This window comes from Micromonospora sp. NPDC051924 (assembly GCF_055586005.1).
In genome coordinates this window covers 23627-40416 of sequence record NZ_JBVJJA010000053.1, presented here as the reverse complement: position 1 = coordinate 40416, position 16790 = coordinate 23627, and the positions used below count along the sequence as shown (strand labels likewise).

General features: G+C 70.5%; 15 protein-coding genes. 7 read left to right on the top strand and 8 right to left on the bottom strand.

Annotated elements, in window-relative coordinates; translation table 11 throughout:
• Window positions 1-179: 179 nt before the first annotated feature.
• The 3 genes from ACZ6S5_RS29915 to ACZ6S5_RS29905 are packed head-to-tail and all read right to left on the bottom strand — an operon-like array spanning window position 180 to window position 3417.
• Window positions 180-953: an ABC transporter permease gene (locus ACZ6S5_RS29915; protein ID WP_466005569.1), complete on the bottom strand. Its 774-nt coding sequence runs from the start codon at window positions 951-953 to the stop codon at window positions 180-182.
• On the bottom strand, window positions 950-2500 hold the full coding sequence (locus tag ACZ6S5_RS29910) for an ABC transporter permease subunit (protein WP_466005568.1): 1551 nt from the start codon (window positions 2498-2500) through the stop codon (window positions 950-952). The genes ACZ6S5_RS29915 and ACZ6S5_RS29910 overlap by 4 nt, the downstream gene beginning before the upstream one ends.
• On the bottom strand, window positions 2497-3417 hold the full coding sequence (locus ACZ6S5_RS29905; RefSeq protein ID WP_466005567.1) for an ATP-binding cassette domain-containing protein: 921 nt from the start codon (window positions 3415-3417) through the stop codon (window positions 2497-2499). The genes ACZ6S5_RS29910 and ACZ6S5_RS29905 overlap by 4 nt, the downstream gene beginning before the upstream one ends.
• A 122-nt stretch (window positions 3418-3539) precedes the next feature.
• Here ACZ6S5_RS29905 and ACZ6S5_RS29900 point away from each other — a divergent pair, with 122 nt between their 5' ends.
• Together ACZ6S5_RS29900 and ACZ6S5_RS29895 are read left to right on the top strand one after the other, a co-directional pair.
• Window positions 3540-4202, top strand: a complete 663-nt coding sequence (locus tag ACZ6S5_RS29900) for a response regulator transcription factor (protein WP_466005566.1) — start codon at window positions 3540-3542, stop codon at window positions 4200-4202.
• A complete protein-coding gene (locus tag ACZ6S5_RS29895) occupies window positions 4199-5269 on the top strand; it encodes a sensor histidine kinase (RefSeq protein WP_466005565.1) in 1071 nt (356 codons plus the stop codon). Before ACZ6S5_RS29900 ends, ACZ6S5_RS29895 begins: the two co-directional genes overlap by 4 nt.
• Here ACZ6S5_RS29895 and ACZ6S5_RS29890 read toward each other — a convergent pair.
• Both ACZ6S5_RS29890 and ACZ6S5_RS29885 read right to left on the bottom strand, forming a co-directional pair.
• Complete coding sequence (locus ACZ6S5_RS29890) at window positions 5241-6509, bottom strand: sensor histidine kinase (protein ID WP_466005564.1); 1269 nt, start codon at window positions 6507-6509, stop codon at window positions 5241-5243. The genes ACZ6S5_RS29895 and ACZ6S5_RS29890 overlap by 29 nt on opposite strands.
• On the bottom strand, window positions 6506-7156 hold the full coding sequence (locus tag ACZ6S5_RS29885; RefSeq protein WP_466005563.1) for a response regulator transcription factor: 651 nt from the start codon (window positions 7154-7156) through the stop codon (window positions 6506-6508). Before ACZ6S5_RS29885 ends, ACZ6S5_RS29890 begins: the two co-directional genes overlap by 4 nt.
• Window positions 7157-7288: 132 nt before the next feature.
• Between ACZ6S5_RS29885 and ACZ6S5_RS29880 the strand changes: the two genes are divergently transcribed.
• The 4 genes from ACZ6S5_RS29880 to ACZ6S5_RS29865 are packed head-to-tail and all read left to right on the top strand — an operon-like array spanning window position 7289 to window position 10819.
• Window positions 7289-7816, top strand: a complete 528-nt coding sequence (locus ACZ6S5_RS29880) for a hypothetical protein (RefSeq protein ID WP_466005562.1) — start codon at window positions 7289-7291, stop codon at window positions 7814-7816.
• Between the two features lie 11 nt (window positions 7817-7827).
• Window positions 7828-8913 carry a peptidoglycan-binding protein gene (locus tag ACZ6S5_RS29875; RefSeq protein WP_466005561.1) on the top strand — a complete coding sequence of 362 codons (1086 nt, stop codon included), beginning with the start codon at window positions 7828-7830 and terminating at the stop codon, window positions 8911-8913.
• Entirely contained in the window at window positions 8910-9605 is a 696-nt protein-coding gene (locus tag ACZ6S5_RS29870; RefSeq protein ID WP_466005560.1) for an ABC transporter ATP-binding protein, read from the top strand. Before ACZ6S5_RS29875 ends, ACZ6S5_RS29870 begins: the two co-directional genes overlap by 4 nt.
• 38 nt (window positions 9606-9643) lie before the next feature.
• Entirely contained in the window at window positions 9644-10819 is a 1176-nt protein-coding gene (locus tag ACZ6S5_RS29865) for an ABC transporter permease (protein WP_466005570.1), read from the top strand.
• 113 nt (window positions 10820-10932) lie between these two features.
• Here the strand turns inward: ACZ6S5_RS29865 and ACZ6S5_RS29860 are convergent, their stop codons facing one another.
• Window positions 10933-11178, bottom strand: coding sequence for an FIMAH domain-containing protein (locus tag ACZ6S5_RS29860; protein ID WP_466005559.1), 246 nt, complete (start codon window positions 11176-11178; stop codon window positions 10933-10935).
• Between the two features lie 141 nt (window positions 11179-11319).
• On the opposite strand from ACZ6S5_RS29860, the gene ACZ6S5_RS29855 reads away from it, so the two are divergent.
• The gene (locus ACZ6S5_RS29855) at window positions 11320-11628 is read left to right on the top strand and encodes a zinc finger domain-containing protein (RefSeq protein WP_466005558.1); all 309 of its coding nucleotides are present in this window, start codon (window positions 11320-11322) and stop codon (window positions 11626-11628) included.
• A 76-nt stretch (window positions 11629-11704) separates the two neighbouring features.
• Here the strand turns inward: ACZ6S5_RS29855 and ACZ6S5_RS29850 are convergent, their stop codons facing one another.
• Complete coding sequence (locus tag ACZ6S5_RS29850) at window positions 11705-12310, bottom strand: hypothetical protein (RefSeq protein ID WP_466005557.1); 606 nt, start codon at window positions 12308-12310, stop codon at window positions 11705-11707.
• 613 nt (window positions 12311-12923) lie between these two features.
• The gene (locus ACZ6S5_RS29845) at window positions 12924-16691 is read right to left on the bottom strand and encodes a S8 family serine peptidase (RefSeq protein ID WP_466005556.1); all 3768 of its coding nucleotides are present in this window, start codon (window positions 16689-16691) and stop codon (window positions 12924-12926) included.
• Between the last annotated feature and the right edge of the window lie 99 nt (window positions 16692-16790).

Genomic DNA, 16790 nt, shown 5'->3' with positions numbered 1-16790 from the left:
CGTGTTGGCCCAGGGACGCTGGGACAACTCAAACGCCTGTGGAGCGCAGGTAAGACCGGCACTCGTGCCGGCACCGCGCGGGGAAGCAGGAATCCCCCCGGACGCCGCGTGCTCCACGCGCAGCGCGGAGGGAATCTCCGTCCTTTAGGGCGGAGAGATCGTCAATGGGCCGTGATCATTCAGGCGTCCCGCGCCTGCAGCAACACACCCCCGGCGAGCAGCGCCCCCGCCGCCCACGTCGCCAGCACCGCGACGCCCTTCCACGGGCTGATCGGCAGCGTGTCCAGGTGCAGGGTGGCCTGGATGGCCAGGCCAGCCGTCGGGGATCCCTGCTGGACATGGCGCTTCCAGTCGGGGTCGGACAGCGCCTGGGTGATGATCGGCACGAGGTACAGCAGTGCCAGCATCACGCCGATGGACACGCCGGTGTCGCGTACGACGGTGGCGATGCCGAGGGCGAGCAAGGCGACCAGGCAGAGGTAGAGCACGGATCCGGCGGCCGCGCGCAGGGTCGGCCCGTCCGCCACCGACAGCCGGGCGAACCCGTGCGCGGCCGTGTATCCGCTGCCTGGCAGTAGAAGCCGCCCGGTCAGGACCGACGAGCCGATCGCCAGCGTCGCCGTCACCAAGGTCACGGAGGTGACCACCACCGCCTTGGCTGTCAGCACCGTGAGACGGCGGGGCACCGCGGTCAGACTCGTCCGGATCATGCCGGTGCCGTACTCACCGCTGATCACCAGCACCGCGAGGATCGTGACCACGGCCTGGCCCAGCTGCACGCCGGTGAGGCTGATCTTCGCCGGGTCGCCGAGGCAGGCGGAGGAGCGGCAGTATATGGTCGCCGCCGCCGCAGCGCTGACGCCGGCGGTCAAAGCGACCGCGGCCAGCAGGAGCCATGGTGTACCCGGCGAGGTCCGCAGTTTGGTCCATTCTGCATGCAATGCCGCCCTCATGCGTCCCTCCGGCGCAGCAGCGTCGCGGCCACCCCGAGTGCCAGCGCGGTCCAACCGCACAGCACGGCCAGGCCGGCCCACGGCGGCAGCGGGAAGTAGCCGTTGACCGGCGTGTAGATGTTGATCACCTGCGGGTACTCCAGCGTGCTCTGCTGCAGCGAGAAGGCGGCGGCCGGAGTCACCCTCAGCAGCCACTGTCCTGCTCCGGCCGGCAGCACCGTCATGGCCAGCAGATACGGCAGGACGATACCGAGGACAGCGGTGGTGACGGCGGCCGCGCTGCGGCGCAGGATCACGCCGAGCGCGAGGGCCAGCACCGACGCCAGCGCGAGCAGCGCCGCCGTGCCGACGATCACCCGGGCCTGCGTGAACGCCGACACGGAGTGCATGTACACGCCGTTGGCCTCCAGAACGTGCTGTCCGAGCGTCACCACCACCGCCGCGGACACCAGGCCCGTGACAAAGGTGACAGCGCCGATCACCAACGCCTTCGCGGCCAGGATCCGGCCCCGCTTGGGGCTTGCCGTCATGGTGGTACGCATCAAGCCGCGCCCGTATTCGACGGTCACGAACATCGTGCCGATCACGACGACGACGATCAGCCCGGCGAACGTGCCGACGAGGGTCTGCGTGATGGTGGTGCCCAGACCGGCCGCGCCGGACACGGCCGGTGCGATATCGCCGGACCCGGTGACCGTGACGCGGCCGTCTTCCTGGGTGACCTGGCTCTGCGGGCCGTTGTCGTCACCGCCGATCGCCTCGCCCTTCCACCTTTCCGTCGATGCGCCCGCCGACCAGCCGCCCTGCCGTTCGATCCGGTCGAAGACGCCGGTCGCCTGGGTGGGACCGCCCATCGCCCCGGTGATGCCGAACGCCTCGCTCGTCGACTCCGCGTACTGCGGCGACGTGACGAACATGCCGGCTTCCACTGTGGAGGGCAGGTTGGGCAGCCGCACGGTCGCGACCTTGGTCCAGGTGGCGCCGTCGGCCGACGCCTCACCCGTGACATCGTCGCCGGCCCGAGTCAGCCGGAGCCATTGCGGCGACTGGGCCGAGGCGGCCGGTCCGGCGACGTCGTGCGTGTAGTCGTACTGCATGCGTACGCCGTTGGTGCCGGTGAGCATGACCGCCGCGTAGCTCGCGCCCTGAGCGGTCCCGGCCTTCACGATGAGCCCGGCCTTGGTCCACGGCACCAGACCCGGACGTCCTTGCGCGCCCGAGGCCTGGGCTTTCGCCGGGCCGTTGCCCGAGCCCTGGTCGTCGCCCGGTTCCTGCGGCAGCAGCCCGGTCAGCGAGCTGAGCCGTGCCGTGATGCTGCCGTCGCCGGTCAGCGTCTGATGGGCGAACGTGAAGCTGTCGGTCACCTCGGTGCCGTCCGGACTGGTCGGCAGCTTGCATGTGTTGTCGTGACAGGTGCCCTGCATGCCCGGCATCACGCCGAATCCGATGACTGCCGCGGCGGCGACGGCCACCCCGATGACCCAACCGCGTACGGTGCGGAACTTGGTCCATTCCGCGTGGAGCAGCTGCCCGAAACCCGCGCTCATCGGATCGCCTCCCCGGAGCCGGCGGCCCGGTACTCCACCGCGTCGCGGGTGAGCTCGACGTACGCCTCCTCCAGGCTCGCCCGATGCGCCGACACCTCGGAGAACGGCACCCCGTTCGCGGCGAGCACCCGGGTCACGTCCTGTGCGGCGAGGCCGACGACGGTGACCGTGTCGCCGTGGATGCCGGCGACGGTCGCGCCGGCCCGGGTCAGCACGGCACCCGCGCTTTCGGACGGCGTACGCACGGTGACCCGGCCGTCGGAGGCGGAGGCACGCAGTTCGGCGACGGTGCCGTCGGCGATGACGCGGCCTCGGCCGACCACAACGACGTGGTCGGCGGTGTCTTGCAGTTCGCTCATCAGATGGCTGGAGACGAGTACGGCACGTCCCTCGGTGGCCAGCCCTCGCAGAAAGCCACGCATCCAGATGATTCCCTCGGGGTCCATCCCGTTGAACGGCTCGTCCAGCATCAGCCCACGCGGATCGCCCAGGAGGGCCGCGGCGATTCCGAGCCGCTGGCGCATGCCGAGGGAGAACCCGCCGACCCGCCGTCGGGCGGCCGCGCTCAGCCCGACGCGTTCGAGCACCTCGTCGACCCGGCGCCAGCCCAGGCCCTGCGAGTGAGCCAGCCACAGCAGGTGGTTGCGGCCGGTCCGGCTCGGCTGCAGCGCCGAGGCGTCCAGCAGCGAGCCGATGCGGGTCAGCGGCCGGCGCAGGCTGCGGTAGGCCCGCCCGTCGATCAGCGCCGTGCCCTCGTCGGCCGCGTCCAGGCCGAGAATGACACGCATGGTGGTGGACTTGCCGGCGCCGTTGGGACCGATGAAACCGGTGACCTGCCCCGGCGTCACCGTGAGGGACATCCCGTCCAGGGCGGTCTTCGGGCCGAACCGCTTCCGCAGCCCGCTCACGACGATCATCTTGCGTCTCCCTTTCTCCACATCCGTTCGTTTGCGGGCTCAGGTCTACGCGCCGGCCGGTGCCAGCCCGGTGTCGCCGGATGACACCTGGCTGACACCCGGGGACCTGGCAAGGTAGGAGCATGCGGGTGCTGGTGGTGGAGGACTTCGAGATCCTGGCGCGCACGATCGGGACCGGCCTGCGCCGAGAGGGCATGGCGGTCGATGTCGTCCTCGACGGCGCCGACGCGCTGGAACGGCTCGCGGTCAACCGCTACGACGTGGTGGTCCTCGACCGTGATGTGCCCACCGTGCACGGCGACGACGTGTGCCGACAGATCGTCGCGGGACACGGCCACAGTCGGGTGCTGATGCTCACCGCCGCCGGATCGGTCGCGCAGCGCGTGGACGGGCTCAGCCTCGGCGCCGACGACTACCTGCCCAAGCCGTTCGACTTCACCGAGCTGGTCGCCCGCGTACGTGCTCTCGGCCGGCGCAGCGCCCCCGCCGTGCCGCCCACGCTGGCGTACGGGGACCTCAGCCTCGACCCCGCCCGCCGGGTCGCCACCCGGGCCGGCCGCCGCCTCGACCTGAGCCCGAAGGAATTCGCGCTGTTGGAATGCCTGCTGGCCGCCGACGGCCGGCTCGTCTCCGCCGAACAGCTGCTGGAAAGCGTCTGGGACGAGGCGGCCGACCCGTTCACGACGGCGGTGAAGACGACCGTACGCCGATTGCGGGCCAAGCTCGCTGATCCGCCGATCGTCCACACCGTCCGCGAGGGCGGCTACCGGATCGGTGAGCCGTGATCCGGCACCGGACCCTGCAACTGCAGCTCACCCTGCTCTACGCCGTCCCGTTCATGATTTCCGGCGCACTGCTTCTGGCGATTCCGCTGCTCGGCTTCAACGAGACCGTCCCGGCGGACGGAACCGGCGGCGCCGCGCCCCTGGCGCAGGAGGGGTCGGCCGTGCACCCGCTGATCGGCTGGACCGCGTCCGGGTACGCCGCAATGGTCGTGGTGTCGCTGATCCTCGGCTGGTTCATCGCGGGCCGGTTCCTGCGGCCGCTGCGGGTGATCACGGCGACCGCGCGGGACATCTCGGCCTCGAACCTGCACCGCCGCCTCGGGATCGAGGGCCGCAAGGACGAGTTCGCCGAGCTCGCGCACACCCTGGACGACTTGTTCGAGCGGTTGCAGCAGTCGTTCGACTCGCAGCGGCACTTCGTCGCCAACGCCTCGCACGAGCTGCGTACGCCGTTGACGGCCGAACGCGCGCTGCTGCAGGTCGCGCTGGCCGATCCGGACGCCGATGCCGAGACGCTTCGGGCGGTATGCCAGGAGACGCTGGCCCTCGGCCGGCATCAGGAGCGGCTGATCGCGGGCCTGCTCACGCTCGCCACCAGCGAACAGGGCGTCCAGCACCGGGAACCCGTCGATCTCGCCGACGTCGGGGCGCGAGTCGTGCGGGAGCGGCGCGCCGAGGCCGACCGGCTCGGCCTGCGGCTCGAGGCTGATCTCGCGGCGGCGCCCGTCTCCGGGGACTCCTCACTGGTGGAGAGCCTGATCGCCAACCTGATCGACAACGCGGTGCGCTACAACACGCCCAGCGGCCACGTCCTGGTGACCACCGGCGTCGACGAGACGCAGGCGCGGGTCACCGTGGAGAACAGCGGGCCGGTGATCGCTCCGGAGCAGGTCGAGCGGCTGTTCGAGCCGTTCCAGCGGCTGGGCGCCGAACGCCTACGCCACGACGGGCACGGCCTCGGGCTGGCGATCGTGCGGGCGATCGCGACCGCGCACGGCGCGACGGTCCTCCCCGCGGCGCGCCCCGACGGCGGCCTGCTCATCTCGGTCGCCTTCCCGCTGTCTTGATCACACCGCGAGCAGCAGCCGGACGATAAACGGGGTATGCCTGGGCTCGCTGGGTTTGGGACTGCGTATCGGCGGTGGGCAGGGTGACCGTGACGCGGAGACCGCCCCCGGCGTTCGGTGCTGCGGTGACGGTGCCGGCGTGGGCGTGCACGATGGACTTGACGATGGCCAGGCCCAGGCCGGTCGACTTGGGGCCGGCGTGGCGGCCGGATGCCAGCCGTTGGAACGGCTCGAACAGCCGGTCGACCTCCGTCGGGGGGATCACCTCACCGCTGTTGCAGATGATGACGACCGCACGACCTTCGCGACCGGTGGTCGTCACGTCGATCCAGCCGCCCGGATGGTTGTACCGGATCGCGTTCTCCACGAGGTTGCGCACCAGGTGTTCGAGCAGAACCGGATCGCCGTTGACCGGTGCCGAGCGCAGGTCGGTGGTGATGTCCAGGCCGGCGCGCTCCGCTTCGCCGTCGGCCTGGCTCACCGCCGCGCCGGTCGCGAGCGCCAGGTCGTGCGGTTCGTGGGTGATGACGCCGCCGTCACTGCGGGCCAGGGCGAGCAGGCCGTCGAGTAGCTGTTCGGTGCGGCCGGTCGCGGTCAGGATGCGATGACCGAGGGCCTGCCATTGCGCGATCGTGGTGCCCCGTTTGGACAGCAGCACCTCGGTGCCGGTCCGTACGATCGCCAGGGGTGTGCGCAGCTCGTGGGAGGCGTCGGCGACGAAGCGCCGCTGGCTGTTGAACGACGCTTCGAGCCGGGCGATCATCTCGTCGAAGGTGTCGGCGAGTTCTTTGAGTTCGTCGTGAGGCCCGGCGAGCGATATCCGCTCGTGGAGCCGGTCCTGGGAGATCTGCCGGGTGGCGGTGGTGAGCGCGCGCAGCGGCCGCAGCATGCGCCCGGCGACGATCCAGGAGACGCTGAACGCGAGCACGGCGGCGCCGGCCAGCCCGACGGCGGAGGTCCCGGCGGCGTGCAGCAGCGCGTCGGTGCGCAGCCGGGCGATCTCGGCCTGCTGCTCGCGGTATAGCCTAATCTTCTCGTCCGTCTGCGGGTTCCGCCCGACGCTGGCCCCGAACCCGGCCTCAAACTCGGCCATGCTGGGCGCGCCGGGTCTGGTGTAGAGGCTCCGGTACAGCAACGCGTAGTTGAGTCCGAGCAGTGCGGTGCAGATCCCGACCAGCACGACCGTGTACACGAGCGTCAGCCGCAGCCGGATCGACGGATGCTTCCAGCGCGGCCTCATAGCCGGTATCCCGCGCCGACGACGGTCTCGATCAGCGGCGGCTCGCCGAGTTTGCGTCGCAGCCGGGCGACGGTGACCCGCACGGTCGCGGTGAACGGGTCGGCGTGTTCGTCCCACGCCCGTTCCAGCAGGTCCTCGCTGCTGACGACGGCGCCGTCCGACCCCATCAGGATTTCCAGCACAGCTAACTCCTTCGTGGTCAGCGGGACCACGCGGCCGTCGCGGGTGACGACACGCCGGGCGGTGTCGAACGTCAGACCGGCACGCTGCAGCACCCGCGGGGCGTTGCTGGCCCGGCGGGCCAGCGCCCGGATCCGCAACACCAGTTCGTCGAAGACGAACGGCTTGGGCAGGTAGTCATCAGCGCCCAGCGTCAGGCCGGAGACCCGGTCCGCTGCCTCGCCGGCCGCGGTGAGCATGAGGATCCGGGCGTCGCCGCCGCTCGCGGTCAGCGTGGTGCACACCTGGTCGCCGTGCACGAGGGGCAGGTCCCGGTCGAGCACGATCACGTCGTAGCGGTTGGTGCCGGCCTTGTGCAGCCCGTCGAGGCCGTCGGCGGCGAGATCGACAGCGATGCCCTGGTCCCGCAGCCCGTCGGCGACCTGTTCGGCCAGCACCACTTCGTCCTCGATCAGCAACACGCGCACCGCGACATTCCCCTCCCACCTCGCCGCCCAGTCTCCGGTTTCCGGGGTTACAGCGGTGTTACACACGCTGTAACGGTGGTGTTGCGGGCCTGCTGTTTCACTCGAGCCGAACCGAACCGGAGGAGACAAAGCATGAGGAAGCGTGTTCTGGCAGTCTACGTGCCGTTGCTGGTGCTGGTCGCGGTAACCGGCTGCGCGAAAGGCCGAGCCAACGACGGTAACGGCGTTGCCTCGGTGCAAGGCACCGCCGCGCCCACCGCGACACACAACGTGAGCGTTGTGGAGCGAGGAAGGCAGCACGCGCAATGCATGCGCAGCCACGGCGTCCCGGAAGCCGACCCGCGGATCAACGCCGACGGCAGCGTGCGGACCGGCGGCGGGTACGACAAGCACACGCTGGACGACAACGTGCTGAAAAATGCCATCGAGGCATGTAAACGATACGAACGGATCCTGACCCCCGACGAGCTGGCGGGGAAGCTCCCGGGGGCGCGCCAACTCGCGAAGTGCATGCGGGATCACGGCGTGGAGGGCTACCCCGACCCGGACCCGAACGACCTCGGCAAGTCGCTGCCCGACGCGGTCCGCGACGACCCGCAGTACGACGCGGCGAAGGAGGCCTGCGACACGCCACAGACCTCCACGACCACGGCAAAGTGATGACCCCACCCATGACGAACCGGGCAGAGCGCCGTCGGCGCCGCGGCGGGCGGACCGTCGCCGTCACCGCGGGCGTCGTGGTCGCCGCGGGGGCGGTGACCGCCGCGGCCATCGGCTTCGGCGGCAACGGCGGCGACACCCCCACGGCCAGCAACCTCCCGCCGGGCACCACACAGATCACCCGTCAGACCGTCCTGGACACCGACGACGTCACCGGCCACCTGGGCTACAGCGCCCAAACCACCCTCGCCGGGCGGATCGACGGCATCATCACCAAGGTGCCGCTCGCCGGTGACGTCATCCGCCGAGGTAAGCCGATCTACCGGGTGAACAACCAGCCGATCGTGCTGATGTTCGGCGACGTCGCCGCGTACCGCACGCTCGGCCCGGGCGTCACCGGCCCGGACGTGCGGCAGCTCGAGGACAACCTGAAGGCCCTCGGCTACGGCTCCTTCGGCACCGGCACCGCCTACACGGCGACCACCGCGAACGCGGTGAACCAGTGGCAGAAGGACCAGGGCCTGCCACAGACCGGTCAGGTCGAGCTGGGACGGATCGTGTTCGCGCCGGGCGTGATCCGGATCGACTCCATGGCCGTCGGGGTGAACCAGTCCACCGGCGGCGGGGAGGAGGTGTTGCAGTACACCGGCACCGGACGTCAGGTGACCGCCGAGCTGCAAGTGTCCCAGCAGCGACTGGCCCACGAGGGGGCCGAGGTGAAAATCCAGATGCCGGACGGCAAGACGGTGGCCGGCCGCGTCGAACGGGTCTACACCGTCGTCGAGGAGCCGCAGGAGTCCGGCGCCCAGCCCCAGACCATGATCAATGCGGTCATTTCGCTCAGCGACCCCGCGGCCGCTGCCGGGGTCGAGGCGGCCGTTGTCACCGTGGTCTTCACCGCGGAAGAGCACAAGGACGTGCTCACCGTCCCCATCGCGGCGCTCGTGGCGCTGGCCGAGGGCGGCTACGGCGTCGAGGTCGTCGACGACGACGCCACCCACTACGTCAGGGTGCAGACCGGGCTCTTCGCGAACGGCCGGGTCGAAATCAGCGGCGACGGGCTGCGCGAGGGGATGACGGTAGGGATGCCGGGATGATCGAACTGACGGATGCAACGAAGGTGTACCCCGGCGACGTCCACGCGCTCGCCGGCGTCACCCTGAGCATCAGCGCCGGCGAACTGGTCGCGGTGGTCGGCCCGTCCGGATCCGGCAAGTCCACCATGCTGCACATGCTGGGGACACTCGACCGGCCCACCTCCGGCCGGGTGGCCGTCGACGGCTACGACGTGTCGCGGTTGTCCGACCGGCAGCTGTCCGCACTGCGCGCGAGCCGGATCGGCTTCGTCTTTCAGCAGTTCCACCTCGCCTCCGGCGTCCCAGCGCTGGACAACGTCGCCGACGGGCTGCTCTATGCCGGAGTCGGCCTGCGAGAGCGGCGACGGCGGGCCGCGGCCACGCTCGAGCGGGTCGGGCTCGACCACCGGCTCGACCACGAACCGCACGAGCTGTCCGGCGGCGAGCGACAACGGGTGGCCATCGCCCGGGCGGTGGTCGGCGACCCCGCCCTGCTGCTCGCCGACGAGCCCACCGGCAACCTCGACTCCGCCTCGGGCGACGGCGTCATGGAAGTCCTTCGAGAGCTGCATGCCGGCGGTACCACGGTCGTGGTCATCACGCACGACCGTGAGCTCTCCGCCGGGCTCGACCGGCAAATCCACATGCGCGACGGCCGGGTGGTCGGCGACAGCTTCAGCACGCCGCAGGACGCGGGGGTGGCCCGGTGGTGACGGTGCAGCAGGTCGGCCGCCGGCTCGCGCCGGCCCGGATGGCCCCACGGGACGTGGTCCGGGTCGGCGCGGCCGGGCTGCGCACTCGGCCCACTCGGGCGCTGCTCTCCGCGCTGGGCATCGCGATCGGCATCGCCGCGATGGTCGCGGTCGTGGGCATCTCGTCGTCCTCCCGCGAACAGCTCGATCGCCAGCTCGCCGCGCTCGGTACCAACCTGCTGACCGTGGCTCCCGGGCGGAACATCGAGGGCGACAACGCAAAGCTGCCCGCCGAGGCCGAGTCGATGATCGCGCGGATCGGCCCGGTCACTGCCGTCTCGGCCACCGGGGTCGTGCCCGACGCCAAGGCGTATCGCTCGGACCGGATTCCCAAGCCCGAGACCAACAGCCTCAGCGTCCTGACCACCCGGACAACCCTGCCGCAGACCGTCGGCGCGTCTCTGCGCAACGGCGCCTGGCTCAACGGCGTCACGAGCCAGTACCCGGCCGCGGTGCTCGGTGCCGACGCGGCCAACAAGCTCGGCGTCGGCCGGCCCAGCCCCGAGACCGAGATTCTGGTCGGCAACAAGCGCTTCAGCGTCATCGGCGTGCTCAACCCCGTACCGCTCGCACCCGAACTGGACTCGGCCGTCCTGGTCGGCTGGGACGTCGCCGTGCGCATGTTCCACTTCGACGGGCGGACGACCACCATCTATGCCCGGTCCCGGGACAGCCAGGTCGAAGCAGTCCACTCCGTGCTGGCCGCCACCGCCAACCCACACTCGCCCGGCAGCGTGGTCGTCTCCAAGCCGTCGGACGTCCTGAGCGCGCGCCGGGCCGCCGACGCGACCCTCAACGCGCTGCTGCTCGGCCTGGGCGCGGTCGCCCTGCTGGTCGGCGGCGTCGGGGTGGCGAACACGATGGTGATCTCGGTGCTCGAGCGCCGGGCCGAGATAGGCCTGCGCCGCTCGCTCGGCGCCACCCGCGGTCAGGTCAGGCTGCAGTTCCTCGCCGAGTCGCTGCTGCTGTCCGCGCTCGGCGGCGTCGGCGGCGTCGTGCTCGGCGTCGCCGTCACCACCGGCTACGCCGCCTACCAGGCCTGGCCGACCGTCGTACCGGCCTGGGCGACGGCCGGAGCCCTCGCCGCCACGGTACTCATCGGCGGCATCGCCGGGCTCTACCCCGCCATCCGCGCGGCCCGGCTGTCCCCGACCGAAGCGCTGGCGACACCCTGATCGGCCCAACGACGAGGATCTTGGCGACAGGTGCAATAAATGCCGAGTGGGCGCCCGAGGCCGGCTAGGATGCGTCCTGCCGATCTTGTAGTGGTTGAGCGGCCTTCACGTCTTTACCGCAGGTCGGCGGCGATCCGGTCGGCATCGGCGGTCAGGGCGTCGTAGCCGTCGGCGGTGAGCTTGCCGTCGCGTCGTAGCTCGCCGAGCTTGTCGCGCAGCTTCTTGAGCTGTTCCTCGGCCTGGTCCGGGTCGTTCTCGGCGATCTCCTTCGCGATTGCGTCCACCTTGGTGTGCAGGTCTCTCGCAGCATCTGGGTTCAACCGGCCGGCTTCCACCTGCTTCCGAATCGACTGGCGCATGCCGGCGATCGGGTCAGTAGGTGGAGTGGGGCTCGGCCGACGCGAGGTGGCCCGAGGGCTCGGTGTGGGTCCCGGACCAGCCGGCAGGAACGGTGTCCCTATGCCCGGGTTTGGTCGGCCCGAGTGCGGGGAGTCGGGGGCATGCTCGAGATGACCCGGGAGCAGGCCATCGCGCAGTTTTGGGAAGGGATGCGGGAGGTATCCTCTGCCGCCAGCGTGCACAAGGACGAGGAGCTGTTCCGGGCGGTACGCAAGGTCGGCAGGGCGATCCTGTCCAGAGGTATCCAGGTACCGGAGGGTGGGCAGTTCGTTCCGTGCCCGGTGTGCCATACCGTGCCTGGCCGGCGCTGCATCAGCACGCCACGCCACGTCCTCCAGAACGATTACCACCCAGAGCGGGTCGAGTTGGCCGACAAGGTTCGGGAGGGAGATGTGCCGATCCCGGACTGAGAGTCTCTGACTGCCAGCTGCTCGGTGGCAGCCGCATGGCCCGACGGGGGCACCTGGGCTGCTGTCGGACGGCTGTTCACCGCTCAACGTGGCGTGCGCAGTTCTTTGGAGGATCATCGCCGGCGATGACGAAGTCCTCACACGTCATGTAGCGGTTGTTGGCGTGGCCGGCCAGGAAGCCGATCAGCGCCACGATCGCGATGATGGCGATTACGGTGACCCTGGTGCGGCGGCCGGGCAGGTGAAAGTAGTCGGGCGCGAGTAGCCCGCCGACTATTCGCACGACGATCGGCACCACAACGAGGGCAGCGATACTCAGAATGCGCTCAGCGGCCCGTGCCACGACGCCCGGGTGGACCACGACCAACTCTTGCACCACGAGCGCTATCGGGGGCAGGAGTAGGAGCACCAACCACGGATGGGTGTGAACCCGGTCGCGCAGGAGGACGGCGCTGAGGACCACGACAAGGCACAGTACGAACAGCTCGTGTCGGCGGTAGTAGAAGATGGTCCCGTGGGTGCCGAGCGAGAAGGCGATGTCCCAGGCATACAGCGACCCGCCGAACGCGATCGCATAGAAGCCCTGTAGCTTCCGTTCCGCCTTCGCCCGTAAGAGGTCGTCCTGCTTGGCAACCTCCTGTGCCTTCTTGGCGGTTCGCGCGGCCGGGCGCTCCCACTTCATGTCCCTTCCCTACCGTGCTCGGCGTCCCGCCGTGGCGGTTTGCCATCTTTTTGCGGAACGGCGACCAGGCGGCGTGACAGCCGAGCGACCGGCCCGGTCTGCGCTACCTCTATGCCCGCAAGGAGGAGAGCCGCCATGCCCCTGCGGTCTGCGCATCCTCAGCGGTTGTGCGACGGCCAATCCCATCGAGCGATCTGACCGGTGCCCGCTGACGCGGATCGGGCGTGTCCACCGATACCCAATAGAGCCGGCAGCAGCACGGCCCCGCCCGCCGGGGGTGGCCGGTGGCGGACGTGGTCCTGCCCGGGACCATCGACGTGGTCCCGGGCACCTGGTGACCGGCCGGCTGGTCGGGTCCTGCCGGACCGGTCGCGGCCCTGCGGTTCGGTTGTCGCACCTCGGCGTCCCCACAACCGCCACGCTGAGGTCGCGACCCCGTCGTGGGGTCTTTCTCGCGGCCACCCCCAAGAGGTTTTCCTCAGGGCTGGGAGCCGCTTTCCAACGGTTCACAGGTGTGGCCGTGGGTCGGCGGTCACCTCGCGGTGGGTGTCGTGTGATCGGGACCCGCCGACGCATGGTTGACGGTCGGCGGGTCCCGGTCGTTCGACGATCCTCAGCGCACGTCGTAGGCGCGCGTGATGGTCTGGGAGACCTTGGCCCCCTTGGCGTCCGTGAACTCGACGCGCAGGCTGACCTGCTTGCCGGAGTCACCGGAGTGGTTAACGACGAGCTCTGCGCCTCCGGGCGTGAGGCTCGTCGTGCCCTCGACCCAGGTCGTGCCGTTGTCGGTCGAGGTCCACACGTGGGCCTCCACGATGGCGCCGGCCGGGTAGCCCGGGTTCGCCTGGACGCGTGCCGGGATGGTGACGGACCCGGCCGCGACCGTTTTGAGCCCGTCAGCGGGGATGTCCAGACGCGGCATGAGCATCGGCAGCGGGCGGCTGTAGACGTCGGGCTCCTCGTGCGAAGAGAACGTCCACGTGGTCCGGATCGCCGTCGAGCGCTTCCAGAACTTGGCCGGAGCCCCGATCTTTGCCGTATTCAGCGTCAGCTCGTAGGTGGCGCCCTCGGACGGGATCGTGAACACGTCGTACGGGTAGGCGCTCGTGGCGATGGTGACCCCGTTGCGCTTGAGCACCATGTTGCCCAGGTCGCCGAAGGAACCGCCGTCGGTCCAGTGACCGGCGCTGTCGGCCCAGATCGTCGGGGCGACCCCGATGAGGTCACCTTGACGCTCTCCGATCATCTGCGGTGTCCCGTCGTAGCTGTTGCGGACGCCAGGGGTGACCGACCCGCCGTACCACGAGTCGGTGACCGCCTGTCCCGGGGAGAAGGTCCGGAAGCGGTCGTTCATGACCTCGCCGAAGGGGAAGCTCGAGATGATGGACTTGAACCACTGCGTCCCGTCGGCGGTCAGGTACTCCGTCCGGGTGTTCGGCACCGCGAGAGCGTCGATGCCGCCGACGGCGAACGCGACCGTGCTCGGGCGTTGGGCCGCAGTCATGTCACCGAAGTCGGTCGTGGCACCCATGCTGGAGTACGTCGCCTGGATCCGACCGAGGGAGGCGTCGGCCACGTCGTGCTTCTGGGCCGCGACGAGCTGGCCGTCGGAGAAGAAGCCGAGCGTGTAGGCGTACGGGCTCTTGGCCTGCGCCGACCACGTGAGCGTCACCGGACCGGCTGCGAGCTCGGAGCCGAGCGAGGATCCCTCGGCCGCGGACAGGGTGTAGACCGGCAGGGGCGCCGCGTTGGTCCCGACCTGCGCGAGCCAGGTCCCGGGGTCGTCGCGGTAGAGAAGCAGCGCCTTGGCTCCGGCGCTCGCAGCCCTCGTCTGGATCGAGTAGTCGCTGCCGCCCGGGACGTGCGCCACCGCAACCTTGCCCTTGACGTCGACTGCGGCGAAGTCGGCAGCGGTGCCCGCCCCGACCGAGACGGCCTCGGCTGTGCCGTGGCCGTCGAGGTTGCCGACGCCGGCGCGTGGCGAGAGCGGGTGCAGCGCGAGGCCACCGGACGTCGTCATCGACGAGACGAGGGGGGTGATCCGGCGGCTCCAGTGCCCGAACTCGAACGAGCCGTCACCCTTGGCCACCTTGCCCGTGATCTGGGCGTAGATCTCGCGGGTGCCAGGACCTGTGCTCATGGATCCTGAGTGCAGCCACGAGGTCGGCCACTGCCGCTCGAAGGTGAGCGTCGTCGAGCGGAGTTCGCTGGGCTGTTCGGTCGAGACCGTGAGCGGGTTCGCCTGTCGGGCGTCGAGCACGATCGAGGTATCCTTGTCGATCGTCACCTCGGGACGGGCGAGGTAGGCCAGCGACTGCGGGGTCGACGGGTTGGCCGCGCCCGGGGTCGGCGTGAGCGCGAACGACGTCAGGAAGTAGTGGCCCGGGCGGACGGCGTAGGTCTGCACCTTGCCGCCAACGTATCGGCGCTCGCCCGTGGACGTGTCCGTGTTGACGACGTCGACCGACGACGAACCGGTGGCGGGGTTGCCGTTGCGGTCGAGGACGGTCACCGTGAGCGTCACCGACGGGGCGGTGGCGTAGAGGTTGAACGCGGTCGAGACCCGCTGGCCGCCGCCGCCGGTTGCGACGATGCGGGCGGTGATGTCCCCGAGCGCGCTGTCGGGGATGTTCGCGCCGAGCTGGACCGTCACCGGGACCTCGACGGTGCCGTGCGCTGGCACGACCACGTGCTGGGGGAGCCTGACCAGCGGCGTGTTGACCGGGCGACCGTCGTTGCCGGTGACCTTCTCGACGGAGAGACGAAGGTCGACGGGCGCATCGCCGGAGTTCGCGTAGGTGAGGCTCTTCGCGTTGTACTCCTTGGTCTGCGGGTACGCGAACTCGCCTCCGTAGACGCTCGACTGTCCGGTGACCGTCTGGGAGAGCATCCGCGCGATGTCGAGGCGACCGGTGCCGACCTCCTGGGCAGCGCCCGCGACTGTCGGGTCCGCCGAGGAGGTGAGGAGCTCCTTCAACTGCTCACCGGTGAGGGCGGGGTTGGCCTCCTTGGCGATGGCGGCAGCCCCCGCGACGTGCGGGGCCGCCATCGAGGTGCCTGACATCGGACGGTAGGCGTACACGCCGCGGCCGCCGGCGGCCGCGGCGAGGATCCCCACGCCTGGCGCGGCGATCTCCGGCTTGAGCGCGTGGGTGCCGCCGACCGGTCCGCGGCTGGAGAAGTACGCGGTCGTGTCGGTGGAGTCCACCGCGCCGACGGTGAGCGCCGACGTGGCGCACCCGGGGCTCGACACCGTGTTCTGGGCCGCGCCGATGTTGCCGGCCGCGATGACGAACAGGCTGCGGCTGGAGCCCGAGAGTTCGTTGACGGCCTGTGCGATCGGGTCGTCGCACGTTGTCGTCGGCCGCATGCTACCGAGGCTCATGGAGACGACGTCGGCGTTGTTCGCGACGGCCCACTGCATACCCGCGATGATCTGCGACTCGTAGCCGGCGCCCGAGTCGTCGAGGACCTTGCCGATGAGCAGCTCGGCGCCAGGCGCGACACCACGCTCCTTGCCGCCGCTCTCGGCTCCGGTGCCGGCGACCGTCGACGCGACGTGGGTGCCGTGGCCGACCTTGTCGTCGGTGCCGTACTTGGACCCGGTGAAGTCCTTGGTCTGACCGATCCGGCCGGCTAGGTCGGGGTGACCGGCGTCGACGCCGGTGTCGAGGACGGCGACCTTGCTGCCCTTGCCGTCGAGGCCGGCCGTCCAGGCCACGGGGGCGCCGACCTGGGCGGTCGAGTCGGCGAGCGACGCGCGCAGGGCACGGTCGAGCCAGAGCTTGGCGAGGTCCCTTCCGGCGCCTGAGCTCGCATCGGTCAGCTCCGACCACGCCGCCGTGACGTCCGACTTGTCCACGGCGTACGACAGCGAGTTGACCGAGGCGAGAGTGCTGCTCTCGCTGGCCCCCGTCGGCGCGGGCGTCGTGTCCGAGACCGTGCGGTTGCCCTCGTCGTACTGGGCGATGAGGCGGATCGCATCGGCGTGGGCGTCGTCGAATCCCTCGGCGACGAGGCCGGTCACGTTGAAGAGCTCGCGGTCGACGAGGTCTGTCGCGAGAGCCTGGGCCGTCGTGGTGGGGAAGACGTAGAGGTTGTCGCCGTCGCGGAGGGTCTCGTAGTCCGGGACGGTGCCGTCGACTCCGGGCAGCATCTGGGCGAGCGGCTGGCCGTCCGCAGTGCGCGTGACCCGGACCCGGTCGCCCGAGATGAGAGTGACAGTCGCCGACTGCTGGCCCTGTGCCTGGTCGGCCGACCCGACGATGGGCCGTGACTCGCCGGCGGCCGAAGCGCCGACGGCTGATGGGGAGAGGGCGGTCGCGGCGATGGCGAGTATGCCGGCCGACGCGAGGGTATGACGTCGCCAGGTGCGGCGCATGAGACCTCCGTGAGGATGGAGCCGGGCACGAGACCCGGTGGGTGGGACGGGGCGGAGCCGGGGGCGTCCTCGCCGCTGTCGGCTCCGGAAGTGGGGCCG